Origin of the sequence: Duganella sp. BJB476 (assembly GCF_003416895.1) — a bacterium.
Lineage (GTDB): Bacteria > Pseudomonadota > Gammaproteobacteria > Burkholderiales > Burkholderiaceae_D > Rugamonas.
The window spans coordinates 60685-79703 of the sequence record NZ_QVIO01000006.1 but is presented as its reverse complement, the minus strand read 5'-3'; the positions used below and the strand labels follow the sequence as shown (position 1 = coordinate 79703).

General features: G+C 64.4%; 19 protein-coding genes. 13 read left to right on the top strand and 6 right to left on the bottom strand.

Translation table 11 applies throughout. The features are described from left to right. Positions 1 to 109: 109 nt before the first annotated feature. The 7 genes from D0T21_RS22285 to D0T21_RS22255 all read left to right on the top strand — a co-directional run bounded on the left by D0T21_RS22285 (position 110) and on the right by D0T21_RS22255 (position 6904). Complete coding sequence (locus D0T21_RS22285; protein WP_116993555.1) at positions 110 to 877, top strand: C39 family peptidase; 768 nt, start codon at positions 110 to 112, stop codon at positions 875 to 877. Between the two features lie 37 nt (positions 878 to 914). Next, positions 915 to 1961 (top strand): transporter, encoded by a 1047-nt coding sequence (locus tag D0T21_RS22280; RefSeq protein WP_116993605.1) that lies wholly within the window; start codon positions 915 to 917, stop codon positions 1959 to 1961. A gap of 14 nt (positions 1962 to 1975) precedes the next feature. After that, positions 1976 to 3607, top strand: coding sequence for an OmpP1/FadL family transporter (locus D0T21_RS22275; protein ID WP_116993556.1), 1632 nt, complete (start codon positions 1976 to 1978; stop codon positions 3605 to 3607). 18 nt (positions 3608 to 3625) lie between these two features. Further along, positions 3626 to 4186, top strand: coding sequence for a DUF2059 domain-containing protein (locus D0T21_RS22270; RefSeq protein WP_116993557.1), 561 nt, complete (start codon positions 3626 to 3628; stop codon positions 4184 to 4186). Then, entirely contained in the window at positions 4183 to 5184 is a 1002-nt protein-coding gene (locus D0T21_RS22265; RefSeq protein ID WP_116993558.1) for an AraC family transcriptional regulator, read from the top strand. The genes D0T21_RS22270 and D0T21_RS22265 overlap by 4 nt, the downstream gene beginning before the upstream one ends. 21 nt (positions 5185 to 5205) lie before the next feature. Next, positions 5206 to 5919: a hypothetical protein gene (locus D0T21_RS22260; protein ID WP_116993559.1), complete on the top strand. Its 714-nt coding sequence runs from the start codon at positions 5206 to 5208 to the stop codon at positions 5917 to 5919. A gap of 136 nt (positions 5920 to 6055) precedes the next feature. Next, positions 6056 to 6904 carry a PEP-CTERM sorting domain-containing protein gene (locus D0T21_RS22255; RefSeq protein WP_116993560.1) on the top strand — a complete coding sequence of 283 codons (849 nt, stop codon included), beginning with the start codon at positions 6056 to 6058 and terminating at the stop codon, positions 6902 to 6904. Between the two features lie 30 nt (positions 6905 to 6934). On the opposite strand, the gene D0T21_RS22250 is transcribed toward D0T21_RS22255, so the two are convergent. Together D0T21_RS22250 and D0T21_RS22245 are read right to left on the bottom strand one after the other, a co-directional pair. Continuing rightward, positions 6935 to 7471: a hypothetical protein gene (locus tag D0T21_RS22250; RefSeq protein ID WP_147328157.1), complete on the bottom strand. Its 537-nt coding sequence runs from the start codon at positions 7469 to 7471 to the stop codon at positions 6935 to 6937. A gap of 144 nt (positions 7472 to 7615) precedes the next feature. After that, complete coding sequence (locus D0T21_RS22245) at positions 7616 to 9244, bottom strand: M28 family peptidase (RefSeq protein ID WP_116993606.1); 1629 nt, start codon at positions 9242 to 9244, stop codon at positions 7616 to 7618. A 221-nt stretch (positions 9245 to 9465) separates the two neighbouring features. Here D0T21_RS22245 and D0T21_RS22240 point away from each other — a divergent pair, with 221 nt between their 5' ends. The 4 genes from D0T21_RS22240 (at position 9466) to D0T21_RS22225 (ending at position 14211) form a co-directional block, all read left to right on the top strand. Then, on the top strand, positions 9466 to 11172 hold the full coding sequence (locus tag D0T21_RS22240) for an NBR1-Ig-like domain-containing protein (protein WP_147328156.1): 1707 nt from the start codon (positions 9466 to 9468) through the stop codon (positions 11170 to 11172). 52 nt (positions 11173 to 11224) lie between these two features. Then, positions 11225 to 12136: a tRNA glutamyl-Q(34) synthetase GluQRS gene (gluQRS, locus tag D0T21_RS22235; protein WP_116993563.1), complete on the top strand. Its 912-nt coding sequence runs from the start codon at positions 11225 to 11227 to the stop codon at positions 12134 to 12136. Positions 12137 to 12204: 68 nt separating this feature from the next. Then, on the top strand, positions 12205 to 13701 hold the full coding sequence (locus tag D0T21_RS22230; RefSeq protein ID WP_116993564.1) for a CYTH and CHAD domain-containing protein: 1497 nt from the start codon (positions 12205 to 12207) through the stop codon (positions 13699 to 13701). 66 nt (positions 13702 to 13767) lie between these two features. Further along, on the top strand, positions 13768 to 14211 hold the full coding sequence (locus tag D0T21_RS22225; RefSeq protein WP_116993565.1) for a MarR family winged helix-turn-helix transcriptional regulator: 444 nt from the start codon (positions 13768 to 13770) through the stop codon (positions 14209 to 14211). Positions 14212 to 14230: 19 nt separating this feature from the next. On the opposite strand, the gene D0T21_RS22220 is transcribed toward D0T21_RS22225, so the two are convergent. The 4 genes from D0T21_RS22220 to D0T21_RS22205 all read right to left on the bottom strand — a co-directional run bounded on the left by D0T21_RS22220 (position 14231) and on the right by D0T21_RS22205 (position 16868). After that, positions 14231 to 14689 carry a thioesterase family protein gene (locus D0T21_RS22220; RefSeq protein ID WP_116993566.1) on the bottom strand — a complete coding sequence of 153 codons (459 nt, stop codon included), beginning with the start codon at positions 14687 to 14689 and terminating at the stop codon, positions 14231 to 14233. A gap of 94 nt (positions 14690 to 14783) precedes the next feature. After that, the gene (locus tag D0T21_RS22215) at positions 14784 to 15173 is read right to left on the bottom strand and encodes a hypothetical protein (protein ID WP_116993567.1); all 390 of its coding nucleotides are present in this window, start codon (positions 15171 to 15173) and stop codon (positions 14784 to 14786) included. Between the two features lie 27 nt (positions 15174 to 15200). Beyond that, a complete protein-coding gene (locus D0T21_RS22210; protein ID WP_116993568.1) occupies positions 15201 to 15800 on the bottom strand; it encodes a LysE family translocator in 600 nt (199 codons plus the stop codon). 114 nt (positions 15801 to 15914) lie between these two features. Next, positions 15915 to 16868, bottom strand: coding sequence for a LysR family transcriptional regulator (locus D0T21_RS22205; RefSeq protein ID WP_116993569.1), 954 nt, complete (start codon positions 16866 to 16868; stop codon positions 15915 to 15917). A 99-nt stretch (positions 16869 to 16967) separates the two neighbouring features. Between D0T21_RS22205 and D0T21_RS22200 the strand changes: the two genes are divergently transcribed. Together D0T21_RS22200 and D0T21_RS22195 are read left to right on the top strand one after the other, a co-directional pair. Next, positions 16968 to 17669 carry an HAD family hydrolase gene (locus D0T21_RS22200; protein WP_116993570.1) on the top strand — a complete coding sequence of 234 codons (702 nt, stop codon included), beginning with the start codon at positions 16968 to 16970 and terminating at the stop codon, positions 17667 to 17669. Positions 17670 to 17725: 56 nt separating this feature from the next. Next, entirely contained in the window at positions 17726 to 19000 is a 1275-nt protein-coding gene (locus D0T21_RS22195; protein WP_116993571.1) for an NAD(P)/FAD-dependent oxidoreductase, read from the top strand. Positions 19001 to 19019 lie beyond the last annotated feature (19 nt).

Here is a 19019-nt window from a genome sequence, read left to right as displayed (position 1 = left end):
GGCGCAGCCTACGCCCGCAGTTTTTCCCGCCAGTGCCGATGGCATTTTTATCGCGCGCGTATGGGCACGCTCTCGCGCATAGCGCGTGCCGCGCGCGAGGGCTGACGCCATGCTGATGATCCTGCTGACCGTCATTGCCGCCGTCATCGGCGGCGCCGGTGTGATGTCGCGCCACGAACCGCAAGACCGCCCCAAGGACCAGTTCGAGATGCCGCAAGCCCGGCTGGGCGGCGGCGCCTACGTGCAATCAGTGACGATGGAGCCGTTCTCCGAGCTCAAATACAAGCACATCGTGCGCCAGGCCTTCGACTTCAGCTGCGGCTCGGCCGCGCTGGTCACCATCCTCAACTACCACCTGGGCGTGATGGTCAACGAGCAGCAGGCCATGGAAGGCATGCTGGACAAGGGCGAGAAGGAAAAAATCATCGAACGGCGCGGCTTTTCGCTGCTGGACATGAAACGCTACGTCGGCTCGCTGGGCATGTCCGGCGCCGGCTTCAAGGCCGAGATCAAGGACTTGATGACGCTCAACGAACCGGCCATCGTGCCGATCGACTACGCCGGCTCCAAGCACTTCGTGGTGCTGCGCGGCATCCGCGACGGCGTGGTCTTCATCGCCGACCCGTCGGCCGGCAACATCGTGTTCTCGGTCGAGGAGTTCGCGCGCTGGTGGGACAAGAACACCCTGTTCATCATCTCGCCGGCCAAGGATCAACCACCGGTGGCGCACCTGGCGCTGACCGATCAGGAACTGGGCGTGACCGACATGGACCGCGTCACAGGCAAGGGCCGGCAGGACGGCCTGTCCAACTCGGCCCAGCAGTTGCTGCGCGCCGTCAACTCAGGCGCCGCCGGCACCTGGATGCATCGCAATTAAACCTCAGCAGCGCCACTACTCTTCAAGGATGACCAAGATGATTTTCCGTACCCTGCCTATCGCCGCAGCCATTGCCGCCACCCTGCTGGCGCTGCCCGCTGTGGCGCAACAGACACCTCCAGCGGCCACTACCCCGGCCGCTACCCCGGCCGCCGCCCCGGCCAGCGCCGACGCCGCCCGCGACGCCCTGGCCAAGAAGGAAGGCGAAGGCGACCAGAGCGCGCTGCTGAAGCAGACCCTGACCGCCGTCGACAAGCAGTACTCGATGATCCGCCGCAACCAGCTGTCCGTCACCTACGACCTGACCTACGCCTACGTCGGCGAGGAACGCATCGTCACCGACCTGGCCAACGGCAGCACCACCCTGTTCAACATCGAGAACACCAGCTCGCACAGCGTCACCAACACCTTCTCGGCCGACTACGGCCTGCTCGACAACGTCACCGGCAACGTCACCCTGCCGCTGATCTCGCGCTACTCGGACAACAACCTGTCCAACGGCGTCTCCAACTCGCTGGGCGACCTGCTGGTGGGCGCGCGCTGGCAGCCGTTCGAAGCGCGCCGCGACACCCCCAACCTGACCGTGACCAGCAATGTGCGCCTGCCGACCGGCCGCAGCCCGTTCAAGATCATCGCCGGCAGCGGCGAGGCCACCGGCAGCGGCGTCGGCGCCCTCACGGCCGGCCTCAGCGTCAACAAGATCGTCGACCCGGTCGCGCTGTTCGGCTCGCTGAACTACACCGCCAGCCTGCCGGCCAAGCACCTGTGGCAAGTCAACGGCACCCGCATCCTGACCCGCGTGGCGCCGGGCGGCACGCTCGGCTTCGGCATGGGCTTCGCATACGCGCTGTCGTACGGCATTTCCACCACGATCTCCTTCCAGGAAGCGATCTCGGCCGGCTCCAAGCTGCGCTTTGCCGATGGCCTGGAAGCCAAGACCCACATGCAGACCTCCAGCATCCTCAACATGGGCCTGGGCTACCGCATCTCGCCCAAGACCACGGTCAATATGTCGGTCGGCATCGGCCTGACGCCGGACTCGCCGAACATGACGGTGAGCATGAACATCCCGCTGAACTTCTGACGGCGTAACGATCCATGAGCCCGTCCAGTCCAGTCCACGCGCGCCGCCGCGCCACCGCCGCCGCGGCCGCGGCGCTGTGCGCGGCGCTGTGTCCGCTGTCGGCGCAGGCTGCGCTGACCGAGAACCTGACCACCAGCGTGGTCGCCATGTCGCTCGGCAATGCCGTGACCGCCGATCCGCCCGGCGTCGCCTCGATCCACTTCAACCCCGCCGGCCTGGCGCGGCTGACCGGCGACGGCGAGAGCATCCACAACTTCGTGGCCTCGATCCGCACCGCGGCCAGCTTCACGCCGGGGCCGAACTTCGACATCGGCGGCTGGAAGGACGACCCGATCTCCAACACCCGCACCGGCCCGGTGCGCCAGGTGATGTATGTGCCCGGCTACGGCATGCCCGGCTGGCGCCTGCCGGCGGTGGCCGTGCCCGGCATCGGCATGTACTGGAACAAGGCCGGCTCGCCGTGGACCTTCGCCACCGACAGCTATATGTCGCAGGCGATGAGCCTGGACCGCACCACCGATCCCAACGACCCCGGCCAGTACCAGGGCCGGCAGGAACAGATCCAGCGCCTGGTCTACCTGTCGCCCTCGGTCGGCTACAAGTATTCGGACACGCTGCGCTTCGGCGTCGCCATCCCGATCGCCCACGCCGCCTTCGTGGTCGACACCAATATGCGCTTCCCCAACGAGCTGCTGGGCGTGTTCGGCCAGCTGCAAAAGGGCTGGTGCCCGGAAGACGGCGGCAACATCATCGATGTGCTCGGCTTCGGCGTGTGCGGCGGCGGCAAGGACGGCATGGTCAGCCCGTTCAAGAAGGCCGCCAATATGCGGTTGGAACTGACGGCCCCGTTCGACCCGACCATCAACCTCGGCGTGCTGTGGGAACCGCGGCCGTGGCTGGCGCTGGGCGCGGTCTACCAGGGCGGCTCCAAGACCCATTACACCGGCAGCTACCAGTTCGACACCGAGCCGATGCTGCGCAACTTCGTGCGCGGCATGAACGCCTCGCTGCTGGGCCCGATCGCCGGCGCCGTGCTGGGCTTCCCGACCTCGATCCCGGCCACGCAGAAGGGCAATATGAGCGCCATCATCCCCTTCCCTTCGCACCTGCAGGTGGGGATCAAGCTCAAGCCCGTCCGCTACGTCCAGCTCAACGTCGACGCCAGCTACGCCCGCTGGAGCGAATGGGACGCGCTGCGCTTCCAGTTCGACCAGAGCGTCAAGCTGCTGGAGGTGGCGCGGCTGTACGGCATTCCGGATTCGACCAAGCTGGTCATCCCGCGCGGCTACAAGAGCGTGGTCAACCTGGCCTACGGCATGCAACTGTTCCCGATCGAGAAGCTGGCGCTGCGCTTCGGCTTCGAGCCGCGCAAGACCTCTATCCCGAACGACAAGATCGACTTGCTGGCGCCGCTGCCCAACACCAAGCTGCTGAGCGCCGGCCTGAGCTACAAGATCAGCAAGAACATGGAAGTCAGCGTCACCGGCTCCTACTTGAGCGGCAAGTACGAAGTGCCGGCCAACACCGACTGCAATCTGAACTGCAGCAACTTCCTCAACATCATCTACAACCCGTATGCCGGACAGAACGTCAAGGGCGACATCCACGTGCGCTATTTTGGTTTTGAAATCAACAAGCGTTTCTGATTTTTTAAGGAGCACATTATGACGACACCCATCACTACCCATTGCAAGCGCGGCTTGCTGCTGCTGGCGCTGGCCTCGGCCTGCGCCGGCGCGTACGCCGCCGCGCCGGTGCCGCCGGCCAAGCAGGCGCTGGTCGACAAGGTGCTGAAGCTGTGGAACCCGGACAACATCGGCCAGCAGATGCTGCAGGCGCCGGTGGCGGACGCGGTGCAACAGGCGCGCGCCATGCTGCAAGGGCGCGCCGTGCCGGAGAAGCGCGACGCCGCCATGAACGACATCGTCGGCGAAGCCAAGCAGTTCATGGCCGAGGCCACGCCGATCACCAAGGGCAGCGCCGACAAGCTGATCCCGACCACCATCGCCCCGCTGCTGGCCGAGCGCTACACCGAGGAAGAACTGAAGCAGCTGATCGCCATCCTCGAATCGCCGGTCAAGAAAAAATTCGAAGCGATGCTGCCGGAAATGCAGAAGACCCTGGGCGAAGGCGTGGCCGCCGACACCCGCGCCGTCATCGACCCGAAACTGCAAGGCCTGAAGGAAAAAATCGGCCTGCGTCTGCGCACCGCGGTCACGCCATGACTTACTCCTCCGCCCTGCATCTGGTGCGCGGCGTCAAATCGCGCCTGACCCATTCCGGCGTGGAAGCGGAAGCGCTGTTCGCTGAAGCCGGTCTGGACGAAGGGGACGGCCTCGCCTGCGACGCCCTCACGCTGTCCGACAAACTGAGCCACCTGTGGGAACTGGTGGTGGAAAAATCCGGCGATCCGCTGATCGGCCTGAAGATCTCCTCGCCGCACCGGCTCGGCTGGCTGGGCGTGATGGGCCACATCATGCTGGTGTCGCCGACGGTGCAGAGTTCGATCGAGCGCTGCCACGGCCACACCCGCGTCGGCCTGCTGCTGCCCGGCGCGCGCCGCGACGTGCCGCAGCAACGCTACGACTTCGTCTGGTGCGTGCTGCTGCGTTCGCTGCGCTGCGCCGCCGGCCGCGACGACATCGCGCCGGTGGTGGTCGAATACACCTTCCCGAAGCCGGCCAACGCCCACGTGTATGAAGAGACCTTCGGCTGCCCGGTCAAGTTCTCGATGCCGCACAACGTCATGGAGTTTTCCGACACCGACCTGGTGATGGCGCTGCCGGCCAATCCTCCGCTGGTGCCCGGCAGCGGCGAACGCGTGCTGGCCACGCTGGCGCGCGCCGAGCCGCCGACCTTCAGCGCCAAGGTGCAGGGGCTGCTGGCCAGCCTGCTGCCGAAAGGCCCGCCGCACCGCGACGACGTCGCCAACCAGCTGATGATGAGCGAGCGCACCCTGCAGCGCCGGCTGGCCGAGGAAGGCACCAGCTTCACCAACCTGGTCGACGACACCCGGCGCGAGCTGGCGCGGCAATCGCTCAGCTGCGGCGAACTGTCGCTGAAGATGCTCAGCTTCCAGCTGGGCTTTTCGGAACCGAGCGCGTTCTACCGGGCCTGCAAGCGCTGGTTCGGCATGGCGCCGTCGGACATCGTGCACATGGCGCATCAGCCGGGCCCCGAGCCCGAGTCGATGAACGCCACCACGCCGCGCAAATCGGCATAACAACAAAAAGGAGACGGGGCGATGGGATGGTTATCGAATAATCAAAGCAAGTCGATGCTGGGTCAGCTGCTGGTTAAACAGAAGCTGATTACCGAAGAACAACTGGCCAACGCGATCGAGCTGCAACGCACGACCGGCCAGCGGCTGGGTGACATCTTCGCCGAGCTGAACCTGATCACGCATCAGCACATCGAAGAAGCGCTGCGCAAACAGCGCCGCCTGCGGATGGCGGCGGCCATCGCCACCTCCCTGCTGGCGCCGATGGAAACCTATGCCGCGCAGGCCCTGCCGTCGCTGGCGGTGGGCACGCCGGTGGTGCTCAGCAAGGACCAGCGCGGCTTGCAGATCAAGGAACGTCCGGGCCTGCAAGCCCTGAGCGAAGAGGAACTGGGCGACACCTCGGCGCAAGGCCTCAGCGACGAGCTGCTGCAAATCGTCAAGCAGACCAAGAACAACGGCTTGGAAGTGGTGGGCGACATGGCCAAGCTGCTCAATCCGGTGCTGGGTTTCCTGGAAGCCGACACCAGCATGAAGAACGTGGTCTACGATCCGAGCAAGGCCACCGCCACCATCAACAAGGACGGCTCATTGACCCTGAACCTGCCCTCGTCGATCGGCGAGCTCAACTTCAACAACATCCGCGTCAAGGGCACCGAGGGCGCCAGCTTCGGCAGCATCTCGATCAAGGGCATCGACCTGACCGGCACCTCGATCACGATGGCCTTCCATCACTGACGCCGGTCGGGAATTTTTACAGAGAGTTTGCGCTGTTTGCTGGTCCTCCTGCGAATTCTGCAGTGGCACGAAGTATGCGAGGTCCCAAGTGATTTGGGACTGCCACATTCCGTGGAATCACCAGGAGGAGAAATCCATGAACACCGCAAATACTTTGTGCTTGCTGACGGCTGCCTTGTTGGCGGGATCGATCGTAACAACACCGGCACTGGCTGGCTCGGGCGGGGATATTCCTTGCGGGTCCAAGGCCGGCTTTGTCAGGGAACGTTCTATTAACCCTGCCAATTTCCAGGTTCGCATCACGGGGCCGGACGGCAAAGTCCTGGTGCCGCAGCCGCCCAAATTTCCCGTTTTCGCCAAAGGGGTGGCGCTGGCCGGTGGTGGCTTTGGCGTCGACGTGGACATCCCGGCCTTCCCGTTCACCTGCGACGTCAAAAACAGAACCATTCCTTTACCGAAGAAAAAGGACGGCCCCCTTGCTGCCGGCCCGATCACAGAGGGCGGCGAAATGGCGGACCTCAGCCTGGAGGCAATTCAGTTCGATAGCGTGAGCGGCACTTATTCTCTGGAAGGTCTGTTCGGGCGCTTGCAAGTCGAGCTTGGCAACGGCGTTTTCCTGAGCATACCCGACCTCTACGCCGATACCAATGGAGACGGCGTGATCGGTGACGGCGACCTCCTCTACAGCATGGTCGATATCAACACCTACCTGAAGGCGCCGCCCAGCTTCAACCTTGGCGACACGTTTGACATCGTGAATGGCAGCGTCGCCGGCCTGCCCGGAATGAAGTTCAGTACAACGCCCTTCGATTTCGATCCTGCCACCGGCTTTAGCAACGGAACGCCCTTTACCGGCGTGGGCGATGTTGAAAGTTTGCACGATGTGGCTTCGGTATCCGAGCCCGGCACCGTCTTTCTTTTCTGCGCCGCCCTGGCGGGCCTGGCAGTTTCTCGCCGCCGGCAAGAAAACCTCAGTCGCTCCTGACCGGCGCATTCCAGACAGGCGCTGAGCCCATCACTGAATCAGGGCGCTGGCCTTCAGTTGCGCCAGCATGGAATCGGCCAGTTCGCGGCTGACCGATTCGGCCGAGCTGAAGGGGCTGGCCTGGATGTGGATGATGCGCGACCAGCCCTGCTTGGCGTTGCCGCGCGCGCCGTAGGAAACGGTCACGACGATATCGGCCGAGCCGTCGGTGTCGGCCATGATGCGGTTGATTTCCACCGTCAGCGCGTTGCGGAAATCCTTGTCGGAGCTGGCCAGGTAAGGCGCCAGCGGGGTGCGCGACATCAGCGGCAGATTCTTGACGATGCCGTTGCCGAATTCCTTGCAGCGGGCCGATGTGGCGAGTTTTTCCTCGTCGGTGATCATCGGCTGCTGCAAGCCGGTGCCGCGTTGATGCTTGGTCCAGCCGGTGCTGGTCTTGCCGCTGAAAACAATCGCCAGCGATTTTTTCTCAATCGCCTGCTGCGCGCCCTCGCCCTGCACCACCACCACCTGCGGCCCGCCGCACCCCGCCAAGGCCAGGCACAGCATCAATAAAAATCGCTTCATGAACACGGCATCCCAAGAAATAAAGAATAGCATCATGGCATGAAAAATCAGCAATAAGAACTTACCATTTCGTAATAAAAAATTCACCGTCGCATCAAAAAAAAAGCAGCCCACAGGCTGCTTTTACTACGTGATCGCCACGGCTTACTTGGCGTTGCGCGGCTTGGCGAAGGCGTCGCCGGCTTTCCATTCCGGCAGCTTGGCGCCGTTGGCGATCAGGCGGCCCAGGTTCAGCGTGTATTGCGCCGTCTGCACCATGCCCGACAAGTCCCAGCTCGCATCGTACTCATCGCTCACCTGATGGTAACGCTTGTCGTACGCGGCGGCCTTGGCTTTCGAGCCGGCCGGATCCTTGATGTACTCGCGGCCCGATTCGATCGAGAACGCCGGCACGCCGTTCTTGGCGAAGTTGAAATGGTCGCTGCGGAAGTAGCCGCCCGCCAGATCAGGTTCCGCTTCGGCGATGTGCATGCCCATCGCCTTGGCCGCCGTCTCCGCCAGCTTGCCCAGCTCGGTACGCTCGCTGCCTTGCGTGCCGATGTCGCGCGTGGCGCCGACGAAGTTCAGGCTGTCCAGGTTCAGGTTGGCGGCGGTCTTCGCCAGCGGCCACAACGGCGACGACGCATAGGCCGCGCTGCCCAGCAAGCCCTGCTCTTCAGCCGCCACCCACAGGAACATCTGGCTGCGCTTGGCCGGTGCGCGCACCGCCTCCTGCGCCATCGCCAGCAGGGCCGCCGAGCCGGAAGCGTTGTCGACCGCGCCGTTGAAAATCGTATCCCCAGTGTCGCCCTGCTTGCCGAGGTGATCCCAATGCGCGCTGTAGATCACCACTTCATCCTTCAGCTTGGGATCGGTGCCCGGCACCACGGCCGACACATTGAATTGCTCGACCTTGCGCACGGCCGCTTTCATTTCGCCGTTCAGCTTGGCGGCCAACGGGACCGGCTTGAAATCCTTGCGTTCCGCCGCGGTGCGCAGCGCATCGATATCCTGGCCTGCCGCCTTGAACAGCGCGCGGGCGGTGTCGTCGGTCATCCAGCCTTGCAGCTGCGTGCCCAGCGTACCGGCCGCCAGCTGGAAGCGTTCCACGCCCGACCAGCTGTTCTGGATCACGCTCCAGCCATACGACGCGGTCGGCGTGGTGTGGATCAGCAGCACGCCGGCGGCGCCCTGGCGCTGGGCTTCTTCAAACTTGTAGGTCCAGCGGCCGTAGTAAGTCAGGCCCTTGCCGTTGAAACGGTTGGGCTGCTCGGCGGTCGGCTGCGGGTCGTTGACCATCATGACCAGGATCTTGCCCTTCAAGTCCACGCCCTTGTAATCGTTCCACTGCTCATCCGGCGCGGTGATGCCATAGCCGACAAACACCAGGTCCGCATTGAAGCTGTGCGACGCGGTCGCATCGCCCGGCGCGAATACCCAGTCCTTGCCAAAGCTGATCGGCAGCGCCTGGCCGCCCGCTTCCAGCTTCAGCGTGCTCTCGGCCGGCTGCGTCTTGACGCCGGCGATCTGCACCGACTGGCGATAGCTGTCGCCATTGCCCGGCTTCAGGCCCAGCGCCAGCGCCTGCGTTTCCAGATAGGCAACGGTCAGGTCGGCGCCGCGCTGGCCGGTGCCGCGGCCTTCCAGCACATCGCTGGCAAGGAAGGCCAGGTGGGCGCGCAGCGGAGCTTCCTTCACGGCGGCGTTTTTGACGCTGTCGGCGTGGGCCGGGAATGCCAATGCCAGGCTGATGGCCAGGGCGGAGGCAACATAGGAGGTGGTCATTTTTTGCATGATGTCCTGGTGCGTAAGGGGGTCTGTCGTCAGGCGCGGCAAAGAGCCGCGCGCCAGCATTGTATGACAACTGCGACCGTTACAGGGGCGGGAAAATTTGCTGATGCACAGTGACATTTCGATAGTTTGTGCGCCGTTCGGCTCGCCTATAGTGGCGTCCTGACAATCTGTACAAATAAGCCACACGCATCAATGGTGGCAGCCCAACCTTCCAGGAAAATATGAAACAGTTTCTAACTCCCATCCTTTTATGCACCGGCCTCGGCTTCGCAATGCAGGCGCAGGCCGGCCACAACGCGCAGTACGTCTCCCAATCGGTGATGGACAGCACGGCAGCCAGCGCCAGCTACACCGTCTCGGTCACCTTCAAAAACACCGGCACGACCACCTGGACCGCCGGCTCGTTCCGTCTCGGCGAACCGGCCAACACCTGGAACTGGCACACCACCCGGGTCGACCTGGCCCCCGGCGAGACGGTGCCGCCCGGAGCGACCAGGACCTTCACCTTCCCGGTCAACGGCCCCTACACCGCCGCCAGCAAGCTGCAGCCGTTTAACTTCCAATGGCAGATGTTGAAGGAAGGCGAAGCCTGGTTCGGCGACAAGTCGCCCAATGTGGTGGTCTATTCCATCGCCACGCCCGAAATCCGCACCAATTTCGCCCCGACCCTGCCGCCCGCGCCGGTCACCGCCTCGGACTTCGACTTCGACCACTTCCGCGGCGCCAACGTGCTGGAAAGCGCGACCACCCGTCCGGACGGCGTGCTGGGCTGGATTCCCACCGAGGCCCAGATGGCCACCATCTCCAAGTCCGCGCAGGACATGAACCTGAACGCGCTGCGTATGGCGGTCGCGATTCCCCTCAACGGCAGCGACACCAGCGCGCTGTACACGGCCGTCAAAAAAGACCTGGACATCGCCATGAGCTACGGCCTGCGCGTGATCCTGGCGATCGGAGGCTACGACAAATATAACGGCGCCTGCAGCTGGGAACAGGGCTACATCCAGGTGGACCAGAGCGCGGCCAGCTTCATCCGCACGATGTACTCCCATCCCGCCGTCATGGCGTGGGACCTGAACAACGAGCCGCTGTGGTTCGCATCGACGTCGGACTGCCTGCCCAACACTTCCGATTACCAGAACGTGGTCGATGGCGTGCACGCGATGTACAACCTGGTGCGCGCCAACGATCCGTCCAACAAGCCGACCACGGTGGGCGATTCGCCGCTGCCGTTCATGCACTACTGGACGGATATCGAATCCTTCGCCTCGCCGCATCTGTACCAGACCAACATGCCGCAGATGGCCTACACCACCGAGGGCACGATGCGCCTGGCAAAGGCCGAGAGCGGCTCTATGCCGATGATCGTCGGCGAGTTCGGCTACAACGTGCCGGACCATGTCCCCGACGAGGCCGCGCAGGCGGCCGCCTACCGGGCCTACTTCAACGAACTGCAGCGTCAGAACGTGGGCAGCGCCTTCTGGAGCCTGTCGTTGAGCGACGATCAGCATCCGATGTCGCTGATCAACCAGGACGGCAGCCTGCGGCCCGCCGCCTACGTGGTCAAGTCGTATCATGAAATCGCCCGCAATTCGCACTTCGTGACCCAGAACGTGCCCAGCGTGATGAAGGCGGGACAATCGTACAACGTCAGCATCACGTTCAACAACACCGGCAGCAACAACTGGGCGTTGGTGAACTACAAACTGGGCACGCTGAATCCTGACAACAACCTGTGGGGACCGAACCGCATCGCACTCAACAGCGCGCCGGCGGAACTGGTCAAGCCCGGCCAGCAGAAGCAATTCAACTTCACCGTCACGGCGCCGGCCAAGCCCGGCGTGTATAACTTCCAATGGCAAATGCTGCAGGATAACGTGGCCTGGTTCGGCGAACAAAGCCCGAACGTGGCGGTCAAGGTGCAGTAAACATCTGCGTGCGGCGAGCGGGCGGCGGTTCGCTTCGTTTACAATCTGGTCGATGAAGAATTCAGTTCCCTACCTCGGCCGCTTCGCCCCCTCACCCACCGGCCCACTGCATATCGGCTCGCTGGTGGCCGCCATGGCCAGCTACCTGGACGCCAAAGTGCACCAAGGACTATGGCTGGTGCGCATCGAAGACGTTGACGGCGACCGCAACGTGGCCGGCGCCGACGAACACATCCTGGCCTCGCTGCAACGCTGCGGCATGCGCTGGGACGGTGACGTCACCTGGCAAAGCCGTCGCACCGACCTGTACCAGCAAGCCTTGCGGCAGCTGGGCGACCTGGTCTACCCCTGCGGCTGCTCGCGCAAGGAAATCGCCGATTCGCAGCTGAGCCTGACCGGCCGCCAGGCGCAGGCGCTGATCTACCCCGGCACCTGCCGCCACGGCCTCGCCGCCGGCAAGAGCGCCCGCGCCCTGCGGCTCAAAGTGCCGCAAGCGCCACACTGCGTGCTGCGCTTCGACGACCGCTGGGCCGGCCCGGTCAGCCAGGACCTGACCGACGACGTCGGCGACTTCGTCATCAAGCGCGCCGACGGCTTCTGGGCCTACCAGCTGGCCGTGGTGGTCGACGACGGCGCCCAGGGCATCACCGACATCGTTCGCGGCGCCGACCTGCTCGACTCCACGCCGCGCCAGCTCTACCTGCAACAAGTACTGGGACTGCCGCAACCGAGCTACCTGCACGTGCCGGTGGTGACCAACGAACTGGGCGAGAAACTATCCAAGCAGACCGGCGCCATGGCCTTCGACAACGGCGCCGCCCCGCAACAGCTGTTGCAGGACGCCATGCTGCCCGCCGCCCGCTTCCTTGGCATGGACCTGCAGGCCGACAACATCGACGCCTTCTGGCGCGCCGCCGTGCCCGCGTGGGCGCAAGTTCTGCGGAATCTGCCGAATCCACGCTAGTCTCGATATCGATCAACACCGGCACTGGCGTGCGCGATGCACGCCGGCTTTTCCTCTACACTGAAGCAATGGAAGTCGAACTCAAACTACTGCTCTCGCCCGCCGACAACGACCAGCTGCTGCAACACCCGCTGATCGCCGCCCACGCGCGCGCGCCGGTGCGCTCGCAGCCACTGTCGGCTCGCTACTTCGACACGCCGGACCTGCACCTGCTGCGCCACGGCGCCGGCCTGCGCGTCCGCAAGATCGACGGCACCTGGATGCAAACCATGAAGGCCGGCGGCAGCGTGCAAAGCGGCCTGCATCGGCGTAATGAATGGGAAGGCCCGGTCGACCGTCCATGGCCGCGCCTGGGCAAGCTGCGCAAGCTGATCGGCGACCAGCAGCAATGGCTGGACGTGCTGGACGGCGACGACCTGAAAGCCCGGCTGGAACCGCTGTTCGTGGTCACGGTGCAGCGCCACAGCTGGGACCTGGACGTCGACGGCAACCACATCGAACTGGTGCTCGACCACGGCCACATCGAGCGCCACGGCCATCAGGTGCCGGTCAACGAAATCGAACTGGAACTGAAAGACGGCGACCCGGCCAGCCTGTTCGCCTTCGCCTTGCAGCTGCAGGAGCAGATCCCCATGCGCCTCAGCAACACCAACAAGGCCGAGCGCGGCTACATGCTGTGCCGCCAGACCGGCACCGTGCCGCACCGCGCGCAAAGCCTGTCGCTGGCGCCGGACGCCACTGCTGCCGACGCGCGGCTGGCCATCCTCAACAACTGCCTGCAGCACATCCAGCGCAACGAAAACGCCGTCATCGAAGGCGACGACGCGGAAACGCTGCACCAGATGCGCGTGGGCGTGCGCCGCCTGCGCTCGGCGCTGAAGCTGTTCGAAGCAGCCGCGCCCTGCCCGCCCGCCTTGCAGGAAGACATCATCTGGCTGGGCACAGAACTGGGCGCGGCGCGCGATTGGGATGTGCTGCTGGCGTCCACGCTGACGCATATCCAGGCCAATCCCGGCGGCCGCAACAGCGTGCTGGACCTGCAAGCGCTGGCGCTCAAGACCGCCCACGCCAAGCGGCGCGAAGCGGCGCAAGCCCTGCTCTCGCAACGCTACACGCGCCTGCTGCTGACGATGGGCTTATGGATGCAGCTGCCGGCCGAGGGCATGGACGAGCCGGCAATCGACTTCGCCAACCGCACCATGAAGCGCCTGCACAAGAAGCTGATGAGACGCTCGCAACGCATGGACGACGACGCGCCGGACAGCATCCACCGCACACGCATCGCCGCCAAGCGAGCCCGTTACGCGCTGGAGTTCTTCCATTCCCTGCACAGCGGCAAGGCGCTGCGGACGTATCTGAAAACCCTGTCCGCCACGCAAGAGGAATTGGGCCGCCACAACGACCTGGTGGTCGCCGACCGGCTGTTGCGGGAGCTGGGCCAGCAGCACGACGCGGCCGGTGCAACCGTCCAGTTCGCGCGCGGCTACCTGCAGGCGCTGCAAGCCACGCAGCCGGCCGACCTGGCGACGATCTGCGCCAACCTGCACGCACTGCGGCTGCCGTAACGCCACAGAGGCTTGTGGTAAATTGGTACAACTTTGAACAATCGGCATCCGCCCCTACTATCACTCATGAAACCCCGTTCATCACCGCACGGCACGCAGGCCTGGCTGTCGGCTGTCCGCGCCTACAATCTGTGCGAAACCGTGGTCAGCCACCGGCTGGCCGATATCCAGCTGCGGGTCGGTGACCTGGAAGTGCTGGCCACGCTGGCCACCACACCGGGACTGAGCCAGCGCGAGCTGGCGGCGCGCTGCTTCATCACCAAAAGCGGCGTGAGCATGTTGCTGTCGCAAATGGAGGAGCGCGGCCTGGTCACCCGCACCGCCGACGCCAGCGATGCCCGTTCCAAGCGCCTGGCCCTGACCGGCGACGGCATGAAACTGGCGGCCCAGGCCATGAAGATCCAGTCCGACGTGGTGAGCGTCATGGTGGCCGGGGCCTCGGAACGAGAACTGGCCGATATCCAGCGCGTGATGGACCGCGTTTCCGCTCAGCTGGAAACGCTGCTGTAGACGCGCGACTGGCCGCTGGTCAGCGCGCGGCCTGCAGCGCGGCAATCACCGTCTCCGGCGCGATCACGCCCTGCTTGCTGAGGAGCAGGCCCTTGGACGTGCCTTCCGCGATGAGCTTGTCGCCGACCGAGAAACGATGCGTCATGAAGAAATGCCGTTCGTCCCAATGGGTCAGGTGCATGGTGGCGGTGAAACGCTGGAACACACCCAGCTGCTTGCGGTAAGTCATCGTGTGCTCGGTGATGACGGGCATCCAGCCATGCCGCCGCATCTGCTTCACCAGGCCGGAGCGGATGAACAGGTCTACCCGGTTCAAATCGCACAGCGTCAGGTAACGCCCGTTGTTCACGTGCAGATTGATGTCCAGGTCGTTGGGAAAGGTCAGCAGCGACAGTTCGCTGGTGGCCGCCCCGACCGGCAGCCGGGGCCGGAACAGCGAGGCGACCAGCACATACAACAGGCGAAAGATGAGATTCATGGATAGGCTCCTGACGGCGTCACGCTGGTAAATGGTTCAATTTTGAACAGCATAGTTCAAAATTGAACCATTTACCAGCGGAATATCAGAAGCGCTAGCGGACCGCCTGGCGCACCTTGGACTCCACCGTCCAGGTCAGCGTTGCGGGGCACTTGGCCTGCTGTATCGCCTCCAGCGCGGCGTCGGCGTCGATGTCGGCCTGCGGATACTGCTTGGCGCCAACGATCTTGAAATGCAGCGCCGGCGCGCTGGAGCTGGCCGTCTTGGACAGCAACGGATAGAAGCCGCGCTCGGCCAGCACCCTGCGGCACGGCTCGATGTCCTTCAACTGGTCCGACTCCACCTCTACCCTGAACTCCCAGCTGACGGCGATGCCGCGCGCGGCTTGCTCCGGCACCGGCCGCATCAAATCCGACGGCAAGGTGGCGGCGGCAGCCATCAGCGGAGTACTCAACAACAAGGCGGTAGCAATCAGACGCAACATCGAAAATCCTCGGAAGACGTTAAAAGGTCATGTTATCAGGATCGGATACAAGCTGGCGACCAGCAGCAAGGCCATCGCCACATTGAAGATACGCACCGAACGCGCATCCTGCAGCACACGCCGCATCGCCACGCCGAACACCGCCCACGAGCCGACGCAGAATACTCCGATCACGCCGAACACCCCCGCCAGCAGCGCCACATCCAGCACCCTGAAACCAGGCGGCAGATACGTGGTGAGTGCGCCTATCGCCATCACCCAGGCCTTGGGATTGATCCACTGGAAGGCCGCCGCGCCGGCAAAGCTCATCGGCTTGGACCGCCCGGCCTGCTCCGCGCTCATCGGCGCCGCATGCGCCAGCTTCCAAGCCAGCCACAACATGTAGAGCGCACCGGCGTACTTCAGGATCAGCTGCAACATCGGCACCTGCTCGAACACCGCGTGCAAGCCCAGGCCGGTGGCGAAGATCATGAACGTGAAGCCGCAGCAGATGCCGAACAAATGCGGCAGTGAGCGCGTAAAGCCATGATTCAAGCCCGAGGCCAGCATCATGGCGTTATTCGGGCCGGGCGTGATGGTCGTGATGGCGGCAAAGGTACAAAGAGGAAATAACAGATCGGGCGACATGGGCGTATCCGGTAGCAGGCAAGAACACCCATTGTAGGGAAAGTGTGCTTAACTGTACCAGTACACTTATGCAAACAGTACGCACAGGTGTATCGGTCATTCCACCTATACGACTCAGCCCCGCTTGCGCTGCCGCCCCAGCAGCTTGTAGAAACTTTCCAGCTCGCGCCGCACCAGGTCCTGGCCGTTCTCGATGACGAAATCCTGGAACGCGGCCGCCACCTTGGGGATGGGCTGGCCGGTCAGGTGCATGATGTGCCAGTCCGCCTCCACCGGATTCTCCTGCATCGGCAGGATCGCCAGCAGGCCGGCCTCGAACTCCAGGCCGCAGGCGTGCACCGACAGGAAGCCCAGCCCCAGCCCGGCCGACACCATCCGTTTGATAGCCTCGTTGCTCGATACTTCGGAACCGAACTCCAGCGGATGCCCGGCATCGCGCAGCAGCCGCTCCACCGCCGTGCGCGTACCCGAACCGCGTTCGCGCACCATCAGGTTGGCCGCCATCACGTCGTTCAGCGTGATCTTTTTCTTCTTCATCAGCGGATGCGTGGGGCTGGCGACAAACGCCATCGGATGCCGCGCAAACTTGGCGGCATTGGTGCGCAGCTCACGTGGCGGCGTGCCCATGATGGCCAGCTCGATCTCGTGGCGCGCCAGCATCTGCACGATCTCCGCCCGGTTCCCCACCTGCAGCTTGAGCCGCACGTCCGGCCGCTCGATCGTGAACGGCACCAGCAACGGCGGCAGCAAGTGCTCCGCCGTGGTCACCGCGCCGATGCGCAAGGTACCGCTGGTGACGCCCTGCAGCGCCGCCAGCTCGTCGCCGGCCTGCTCCCACAGCCGCAGGATGCGTTCGGAGAATTCCACCATCACCTCGCCGGCCGCCGTCAGCTGGATGTTGCGGCCGACCTTGCGCGTCAGCGGAATCCCGGCAATCTCCTCCAGTGTGCGGATTTGCAACGAAACTGCAGGCTGCGTCACATGCAGCGCGTCCGCCGCGCGCGACACGCTCTCGTGGCGCGCTACCAATACCAGCGACTGTAGCTGGCGAAAGCTGGCGTGATACATAAGTCGTTCCTTATCGATTATTCAAAATGTTTAATTTTTCTTTTGTTCATTGTACCCGTATATTCATAATCATCTGACATCGTTTTAAGCGAGACCGACATGAGCATCGACGTAATCTTCCTGGGCCTGGACGGCGTACTGTTCGACACCGAAGCACTGCACCTTGCAGCATGCAACGCGGCGTTTGCCAACGCCGGCCTGTCGGTACGCTGGACCTTGCCGGCGCTGCGCGCAGCCGCCGCCACCCACGGCTATGCCCGCGCCATCGGTTCCGCCATCGCCTGCGAGCTGCTCTCGCGCGACAAGGCCCGCGTGGCCGAACTGTTCGCCGACAAGCACCGCCAGTTCCATCAGGCAATCAGCGCCCAGCCGCCCAAGGCCTTGCCGGCCGCGCTGGCCCTGATCGACGACGCGCTCAACGCCGGCTGCAAGATCTGCGTGCTGACCGACCTGCCGGCGCCCGCCACCTCGGCGCTGCTGAGCGGCTGCTTCGGCGCCGATGTCAACAGCCTGTTCACCGTGGTCACCGGCGGCGCCAGTTTCGACGGCCCTTCCGGCACCGGCCCTTACGCCCGCGCGCTGAACGCCATGGGCGTTGCGCCGCAGGACGCCATCGCCATCGACACCGCGGTGCCGGGCTTGCGCGCCGCCGAGGAAGCCGGCCTGTGGACCGTCTCCGTCGCCCCGTACGGCAACGAGGTGGTACGTCCACGCCAGTTCATCACATTCGACGCGCTGCGCGAGCTGCGCTCAAGCCCCTACACGCCGGACCAGCGCGCAAAGCACGAGCTGGCGGCATAGCATCACGCGGCATCGTGGCCGCGGCACAGATTTTTTTACTTATCTGGAGGCGCAACATGGAAACCATCGTCATCGTAGGAGGCGGTGCGGGCGGACTCGAGCTCGCAACCCGGTTGGGCGACACCCTCGGCGCCAGCAAGCGCGCCCGCGTGCTGCTGGTGGACCGCAACCCAGGCCACTTCTGGAAGCCCTTGCTGCACACAGTCGCTTCCGGCAAATGCGATCCCCGCGTGGAAGAACTGTCCTTCCCCGCCCAGGCCGTCGAGCATGATTTCGAATTCGTGCAAGGCGAAGTGCTGTGCGTGGACCGCGCCCACCAAACCATCACCCTGGCCCCACGCAAGGGCAGCGGCACCGATGGCGTCTGCCGCACCGTCGCCTACGACAAGCTGGTGCTGGCACTGGGCGCAGTGACGAACTTCTACAACGTGCCCGGCGCCTCCAAACACGCCCTCACGCTCGACAGCGTGGACGAAGCCGAAGCCTTCCGCCGCCGCTTCATCGAAGCCTGCATCAAGGCCGGCGAACAGAAGACCGGCGTCGACGTGGTCATCGTCGGCGGCGGCGCCACCGGCGTCGAGCTGGCGGCGGAGTTGAGCAACAGCGCCCGCGCCTTGGCCGCCTACCGCGTGCACACGCTGAACCCGGAAACCGATATCCGCATCAGCATCCTCGAACGCGGTCAGCACCTGCTGCCGCAGCTGCATCCGCAGCAGGCCAACCGCGCGGCGCGCGAGCTGCGCGCGCTCGGCATCGATGTACTGACCAGCACCGTCGTCGCCGAGGTACAGAAAGACGCCGTGATCGATGGCGCCGGCAACACCCACTGCGCCGACCTGACCTTGTGGGCGGCAGGCGTCGAAGCGCCGCAGCTGTGCGCGACGTTTGGCCTGACCGTCAACCATCTGCGCCAGATCGTGGTGGACTCCAGCCTGTGCTCCGCCAACGACAGCCAGATCTACGCGCTGGGCGATTGCGCCAGCTACGTCTGCCCGATCAAGGGTGCGGCGCCGCCGCGCGCGCAGGTAGCGCACCAGCAGGCGATGTTCCTGGCCGACCTGCTGGCCCGCCGCACCGGCACGCCGCGTCCGGACTTCCGCTATCACGACTACGGCTCGCTGGTTTCGCTGGGACCGCAGGCTGCGGTGGGTGTGCTGACCGGCGCCATCACCGGCAAGAGCATCCGCGTGGGCGGCGCCACGGCGAGCCTGTTGTATCAGCTGCTGTACCAGAAGCACCTGCTCAGTTTGCACGGCACGGCGCGCGTGGTCACCCAGGCGCTGGTCGACTGGCTACGTGCGAAGATACTGCCGCCGGTGAAGCTGCACTGAAGGGATCTCGCCGTATAAT

Coding starts and splice junctions, on each gene's coding strand:
- D0T21_RS22285 (WP_116993555.1), top strand. CDS start 110: ATGCTGATGATCCTGCTGACCGTCATTGCCGCCGTCATCGGCGGCGCC.
- D0T21_RS22280 (WP_116993605.1), top strand. CDS start 915: ATGATTTTCCGTACCCTGCCTATCGCCGCAGCCATTGCCGCCACCCTG.
- D0T21_RS22275 (WP_116993556.1), top strand. CDS start 1,976: ATGAGCCCGTCCAGTCCAGTCCACGCGCGCCGCCGCGCCACCGCCGCC.
- D0T21_RS22270 (WP_116993557.1), top strand. CDS start 3,626: ATGACGACACCCATCACTACCCATTGCAAGCGCGGCTTGCTGCTGCTG.
- D0T21_RS22265 (WP_116993558.1), top strand. CDS start 4,183: ATGACTTACTCCTCCGCCCTGCATCTGGTGCGCGGCGTCAAATCGCGC.
- D0T21_RS22260 (WP_116993559.1), top strand. CDS start 5,206: ATGGGATGGTTATCGAATAATCAAAGCAAGTCGATGCTGGGTCAGCTG.
- D0T21_RS22255 (WP_116993560.1), top strand. CDS start 6,056: ATGAACACCGCAAATACTTTGTGCTTGCTGACGGCTGCCTTGTTGGCG.
- D0T21_RS22250 (WP_147328157.1), bottom strand. CDS start 7,471: ATGAAGCGATTTTTATTGATGCTGTGCCTGGCCTTGGCGGGGTGCGGC.
- D0T21_RS22245 (WP_116993606.1), bottom strand. CDS start 9,244: ATGCAAAAAATGACCACCTCCTATGTTGCCTCCGCCCTGGCCATCAGC.
- D0T21_RS22240 (WP_147328156.1), top strand. CDS start 9,466: ATGAAACAGTTTCTAACTCCCATCCTTTTATGCACCGGCCTCGGCTTC.
- gluQRS (WP_116993563.1), top strand. CDS start 11,225: ATGAAGAATTCAGTTCCCTACCTCGGCCGCTTCGCCCCCTCACCCACC.
- D0T21_RS22230 (WP_116993564.1), top strand. CDS start 12,205: ATGGAAGTCGAACTCAAACTACTGCTCTCGCCCGCCGACAACGACCAG.
- D0T21_RS22225 (WP_116993565.1), top strand. CDS start 13,768: ATGAAACCCCGTTCATCACCGCACGGCACGCAGGCCTGGCTGTCGGCT.
- D0T21_RS22220 (WP_116993566.1), bottom strand. CDS start 14,689: ATGAATCTCATCTTTCGCCTGTTGTATGTGCTGGTCGCCTCGCTGTTC.
- D0T21_RS22215 (WP_116993567.1), bottom strand. CDS start 15,173: ATGTTGCGTCTGATTGCTACCGCCTTGTTGTTGAGTACTCCGCTGATG.
- D0T21_RS22210 (WP_116993568.1), bottom strand. CDS start 15,800: ATGTCGCCCGATCTGTTATTTCCTCTTTGTACCTTTGCCGCCATCACG.
- D0T21_RS22205 (WP_116993569.1), bottom strand. CDS start 16,868: ATGTATCACGCCAGCTTTCGCCAGCTACAGTCGCTGGTATTGGTAGCG.
- D0T21_RS22200 (WP_116993570.1), top strand. CDS start 16,968: ATGAGCATCGACGTAATCTTCCTGGGCCTGGACGGCGTACTGTTCGAC.
- D0T21_RS22195 (WP_116993571.1), top strand. CDS start 17,726: ATGGAAACCATCGTCATCGTAGGAGGCGGTGCGGGCGGACTCGAGCTC.